Here is a 404-nt window from a genome sequence, read left to right as displayed (position 1 = left end):
TTTACCACGGAGTGATTCATGACTGGGGTGAAGTCGTAACAAGGTAGCCCTAGGGGAACCTGGGGCTGGATCACCTCCTTACGAAATAGATACGGTTTTGCGTTGAGTGTTCACACAGATTGTCTGAGTCGATGAAGTAATTCATTGATTTAGAAAGCTCTTTAACAATTTGGACAAGCTGATAAATTTCTCGAGATATTTGCAATTTTTGCAAGTGCCTTGATATCTGGCGATAGATTAACGTATTGGTTGTTTGGCTAATGCGATTCCAAGACTTATTGGGGTTGTATGGTTAAGTGACTAAGCGTACACGGTGGATGCCTTGGCAGTCAGAGGCGATGAAGGACGTACTAACTTGCGATAAGCGATGATGAGGCAGTAAGAGCCATTTGAGTCATCGATTT

2 rRNA genes are annotated in these 404 nt (G+C 43.1%); both read left to right on the top strand.

The features are described from left to right. Nucleotides 1-81 (top strand): 16S ribosomal RNA (locus FCL42_RS21535); the annotation flags it as partial. A gap of 209 nt (nucleotides 82-290) precedes the next feature. After that, nucleotides 291-404 (top strand): 23S ribosomal RNA (locus FCL42_RS21530); the annotation flags it as partial.

Origin of the sequence: Ferrimonas aestuarii, assembly GCF_005116665.1 — a bacterium.
GTDB lineage: Bacteria > Pseudomonadota > Gammaproteobacteria > Enterobacterales > Shewanellaceae > Ferrimonas > Ferrimonas aestuarii.
Note: the sequence above shows the minus strand (reverse complement) of the source record. Positions and strands in the feature narration are given on the sequence as shown.